At 36.2% G+C, this 4,964-nt stretch carries 4 protein-coding genes and 2 pseudogenes; 1 reads left to right on the top strand and 5 read right to left on the bottom strand.

Translation table 11 applies throughout. The features are described 5' to 3' along the window. Positions 1-83: pseudogene (locus ACP4IT_RS12370) on the top strand (type II toxin-antitoxin system mRNA interferase toxin, RelE/StbE family); the annotation flags it as partial. Between the two features lie 153 nt (positions 84-236). On the opposite strand, the gene ACP4IT_RS12365 reads toward ACP4IT_RS12370, so the two are convergent. The 5 genes and pseudogenes from ACP4IT_RS12365 to ACP4IT_RS12345 form a co-directional block, all read right to left on the bottom strand. Next, entirely contained in the window at positions 237-1,001 is a 765-nt protein-coding gene (locus ACP4IT_RS12365; protein WP_035147646.1) for a helix-turn-helix domain-containing protein, read from the bottom strand. A gap of 1,098 nt (positions 1,002-2,099) precedes the next feature. Further along, positions 2,100-2,645 carry a DUF536 domain-containing protein gene (locus ACP4IT_RS12360; RefSeq protein ID WP_010625627.1) on the bottom strand — a complete coding sequence of 182 codons (546 nt, stop codon included), beginning with the start codon at positions 2,643-2,645 and terminating at the stop codon, positions 2,100-2,102. Further along, the gene (locus ACP4IT_RS12355) at positions 2,638-3,573 is read right to left on the bottom strand and encodes a replication initiation protein (protein ID WP_010625628.1); all 936 of its coding nucleotides are present in this window, start codon (positions 3,571-3,573) and stop codon (positions 2,638-2,640) included. Before ACP4IT_RS12355 ends, ACP4IT_RS12360 begins: the two co-directional genes overlap by 8 nt. 708 nt (positions 3,574-4,281) lie before the next feature. Next, complete coding sequence (locus ACP4IT_RS12350; RefSeq protein ID WP_010015136.1) at positions 4,282-4,494, bottom strand: hypothetical protein; 213 nt, start codon at positions 4,492-4,494, stop codon at positions 4,282-4,284. A 355-nt stretch (positions 4,495-4,849) separates the two neighbouring features. After that, positions 4,850-4,964: pseudogene (locus ACP4IT_RS12345) on the bottom strand (site-specific integrase); the annotation flags it as partial.

Raw genomic sequence — 4,964 nt, 5'->3', positions numbered from 1 at the left:
GGATTGTTATTTATCAGCTAGATCATGATGAATTGATTTTGTTATTGGTTGCAACTGGCTCCCATGAAATCTTGAATCAATAGCTATAGTTTAGGGGCACTTATAAAAAAATAAATTAAAATAACCCCCAATATCTACATTATAGATATTGGGGGTTATTTTAACAACGTTTTTGAGGGGTTATTTGATAGTTATAGACCCTAAAACCACTTGTAGGATTGTAACTAGGTGGTTCTCTATTCAGTTACTAACTGTTGGACAGTGTCAGATATGTGGATTTGGGTCTTATACTTCTTAAGGTCATGATTGTTAGTCGCTGTATTTCCCTTATGATTTAACAAAGCATCTAGCGCTGCTAGGTTGCTAACATAAGTCTGATTAATGTAGGTGCGAGGAACGATACGCGCAACTTTAACATAACTGCCCTTATGATAAGCCATCACATAAGGATCTTTGACCCCAGGATTAAGCCCCGTTGTTAAGGTTAGTTTGGTCCATTCATTCCCCATCGTATTATCAGTGAACCAAGCGGTCCAGTAACCATTGGTTGCCTTATTGTTAGGCGAAATTTCCTTTTCACTAGGTAATTTAGTGTACCCGACTTTATAGGATAAAAACGGATCAAATCGATCAATCGTCCCAATACCTTTATAATATCCCAAACATAAAATACCAATACTAACCAGTGCTAGTACGATCAAGCCACCTAAACCAAAAGTCCAACGACGATAACGACTTTTAAGCTTAACATCATGATCTATCTGGGTAGCCAAAGAGGGTTCTTTATCTTTTTTCATTGCAATCTCCTCGTTAAATAGAAGTTTTTCGAGTGAAATGTTAAACAATTGACTCAAAGCATGCAGGGTCTCTAAACTTGGCATATTCTTGCCAGTTTCCCAAGTTGAGACCGTTTGACGGGTCACATGTAGTTTTTGAGCTAACGCTTCTTGGGTTAAATTAGATTGCCTGCGCAAGGTCTTGATATCGTCTTTAAAGCTCAAATCTCACTCCTCCTAAATCATAATCAAGGATCTAAGACAATCCTAGCAAGAATTACTAGCATTAGTCACGCAAATGTTACTTGCACAAGCCAATAAAGCCATTCCTCAGATCGTAATAACGTTCTGAAGAATGGCTTTAGAAATGATCAAAGGCCTATTTGTAAGTTATACCCCCTGATGCATAGGAAAATATCATTGGTGTTTTGTTTTGGTAGATTGCAAGAGTACAAAAGGTTGGTAGCAATTAAAAAATGTTCGATAAATAAGGCGGAGTAGCCCGTTAAGGACTACTTTTTTTGGCTATAATAATCATATACTGCAAACAGGAGGTGGCTTGTATTGACTAAAAGGGAGTTATCAGTCCCAGAAATCACGACAGAACTAGGGGCTCACTGACAACGTGTGTATCGCTCGATAAAAGGTTGAGGAATGTCAATTACTACGGCGAGCCTACTATCAAGCTGGATAGAGAGCATTTTATTGTGGTAGGCATGTCGCGGAGATACAGGTGCCAAAAACGCGAGTGAGATAGAAAAAAGGTGTAAATGCTTGATATAAAGCCAAAGCAAGTCGATACAAAGAAGCGCATGTCAGTACAAATGATACAGGAGAAAACTGACAAAGCCTTACAGATAAAGAGTTTAAGCAAGGTAGTGTTGCAGTACAAAAAGTACTGGCGGCCAAGGGTCAACAAATAAACTAGCACAACGGGGACTTGAATTTTAATTTTTTAGGGATACAATAAAATTATATTGATAAGAGGTGAATTTAAGCGGATGAAACCCCTTTTTTATAAAAAACCATCGTTTTATGTGTTTATTTTATTTTCACTGTTCTTAGGTATTTCATTGGTATATCGGAGAGATTGGTGGATTACAATCCCTCTTGTACTAGTAGTTTTAATACAAGGATATAGAACAATTAGATAATCATAAATATAAGTTGCTCTTGGTTTCATAGGAATCCCAAAAGTATAGTAAAAATGGTACGGTCCGTTACTGAAATTAGTGATTGTAATATTTTTACCATGCTTTTTATATTTGGTAGATTGTAAAATTAATCCGAACGCTGTTCGGATTAATTTTACAATCTACCAAATCACTTTGTTTTCCAAAAACGCCACCAACTTTTAGGTATGATTCTTTCTTTATTATCAGTTTCACCCACCCTACATTTTGTTTGTTGGTCGTTTGCTTGTTGCTTTTTAGTTGAATTAGGAGATTCAACCAAATAACTCAATTTTCGCACGTGTTCTTTTAATTGTCGGTTTTCTGTTACAGTTGATAACTGTAATTTTTGTTGCTGATCTATCAACTTTGTTAAACTGTCTATTTGGCGGTCTTTGGTAGCAAGCTGTTTGTCTCGTTGAGACTTTAGGTCCTCTACTTCTTTTATCAGAGTTGCAACCAGCTCATTATTGTCTTTGTTAGTCTTTGTAGTTTCTTTGCTATCTATTTGTTGGTTGTTTGCTAACAAAGGCTTTGCTACTTTGTCTCTGATAATCCTTTCAGCTTTAGGGCTAATCATGTTTGTACCCTGACTATCTTTTTGCCGATTCTTTGCTGGTAGTCTTTGGTAATGATATTGAATAGTCTGTTTGGAGACATTCAATTGATCAGCAAGTTCTCTAATTGTTTTAGGCATTATTTCCAAACCCCTTTCGGAGTTCAGCAAGCATTTCTTGTCTTGTCTGATCTCTTATTGTTTTATCATGCTCAATCTGTCGTTCGGCTAAAATCTGTTTTTCAGTTGAGCCTAGTGGTAGGCCTTTAACTTTATCGGTAGCACGCCATTTTTCTTGTTCTGTTAATTCACCATTATTCTGGATATTAAAAAGTTTTTGACGCTCATCTTGGAACTTACCTTGAGAAAAGTCGTTTGCGTCTTTTCTTTCAGGCTTCCAAGTAAAAGTATAACCAATCACTGGTTTCCCGCGACCTTTACCATATTTTTTTCGTATAGTTAGACCTCTAAACAAAGGGGTTAGTTCTTCTTTAATTGGGCGAATAACCCTAGATTCAACGTTCGCAGGCTTACTCCAATAGCTTTGTGGAATATCTAGTAGTTCAAAGAAATCATTTTTAGAAAAATAAGCATAACCAGTGGTTCGGAATTGTTTAAGAATACGAAAAGTTGTTTTTGCGTAACTACTCTTTAAATCTCGGAACTCTGTCAAAGCATAACGAACCCAACTTTCGAGATTATTTAGAAGTTTCAACGCTTTGGGATAAATTTGAATATCAACATAAGGAACGTCTGCAGATCCCTTAATTTCAAATCGAGTGAACATGACAAACATCTCTCTATCAAGACCATCTTTACTTCGAGAACCAAATCTAAGACCTAGTATTTTTTGATATGTACTTTGTATATCATCAATAAACCGATTATTTGCGGTTGGCTTATAGGCACTTAACTCTTTTAACTGATCAAAGGTAAATCTAACAGTATCATCACCTTTATCACGCATTCTAGAAACTACAGAAAAGAACAAGTTCATTTCTACAGGAGTAAACCTTCGCAAGGGGATTGTATTTAATTCAGGGTCATATTTGACTAATTCATTGCTCATAAAATAACCTCCTTGAATAATACTACCTTATTTGAATACAGGAGTAAATAAATGTAGTCGATAAACAGACAAAATGTAGTCGATAAACAGACAAAATGTAGTCGATAAACAGACAAAATGTAGTTGATAAACAGACAAAATGTAGTTGATAAACTTCTATAAGCCTTGGGAGAGTAAGCCTCAAGAGGGGTCTAAAAGAGGTTTAAAAGAGGTTTATAAAAGAGGTATAAAAGAGGCAGCACTGTACGAGGTCAAAACCTAGCAACAAAAAACACAAAGGAGTGAGCCCAAAACCGGCTCACATTAAATTTCAGTCGCTACGCTCCTTGCGCCTCACTCCGTTCGTTGCCTAAAAGGTGTGGCAAGCCACATTAATTCGGGCGCTGACGCCCCGAACCCCGTCCAAGCTGAGCCAGCTTGACCGCTTTTTCACTCGCCGTTAGGCAGGAAAGCAAAGTTTTATAGAAACTTTGGCTTTCGCCATTTCAGTGTTAAGACTGGTTTAGAGCTGTCAATTCCTTATGCTCCCACGCTACGCTCGTCCGCTACCATTGACAGCAAACAGTTAGTTTTTTTGAATCTTAACAAGAACTTAGCGGCTATGTTCGTTTTTTAGGGCCTTATTTTTCGTTTCTAGCGATTTTGAGACTGTTTATATGTATTTATACCAAAGCAAAAATAAAAAGCCCTCAGCAGGCTTTTAGAGGGCTAAATAACGAAGCCAGGACGATTAATAATATCTTCTTGTCTTTTTTGCAAAATATAAGTGTATAAGGAATCATACAAATTCTTTTTAATCTCGTCAGGTTCATTGACAGAAGCTTCAAACAATTCTTGAATATCAACTTGCCAAGGATCAGCAAGCATTTCATCAATTGGTTTTAATACTTTCTTTTCGTCCATCTTAATGACTCCTAACATCAAAATAATGATTTCAGTTTAGATTTACAGATCTTACAACACCGTTATTCAAAATTTGTTACCAAGCTTATAAAAATTCTCTGCACAAAGCAATTAAAAAATTTTGGCTTAAAACAGCATAATCTGCAACACTTTTTAAGTATCTAAAGCATAACAAACTTAGTTAAGTGCAAGTATAAATTGAATTAAAAATACATTCAGTTTAACAACAGCAAAAACTGATTTTATGGTTATCAGCAGACCGAGTAAAACTAGGTCAATGCGCACTTACACATAGAATTTATTCTATGTTGTGCTAGACCCATTAAAAACCTGTATCAGAAGTCGCCGTTGGCGACAACAAAATCAAACTAATTTACCCAAAATCAATTTGATCTAACATACTTTCGGTACTGGCTTGATCTAAGCCTAAATAAGCTAAAGTCATCGCCTCACTGGAATGATTTAGCAAATTCATGACTAAGCCAATA

It is taken from the genome of Levilactobacillus sp. LN180102, assembly GCF_050106635.1.
Classification (GTDB): Bacteria; Bacillota; Bacilli; order Lactobacillales; family Lactobacillaceae; genus Levilactobacillus; species Levilactobacillus brevis.
The sequence above is the reverse complement of the archived record's forward strand: the minus strand, read 5'-3'. Positions and strand labels throughout refer to the sequence as shown.

What these genes read in the sequence shown, in the direction of transcription:
- ACP4IT_RS12360 (WP_010625627.1), bottom strand. Translation starts at nt 2,645, where the DNA reads ATGCCTAAAACAATTAGAGAACTTGCTGATCAATTGAATGTCTCCAAA.
- ACP4IT_RS12355 (WP_010625628.1), bottom strand. Translation starts at nt 3,573, where the DNA reads ATGAGCAATGAATTAGTCAAATATGACCCTGAATTAAATACAATCCCC.
- ACP4IT_RS12350 (WP_010015136.1), bottom strand. Translation starts at nt 4,494, where the DNA reads ATGTTAGGAGTCATTAAGATGGACGAAAAGAAAGTATTAAAACCAATT.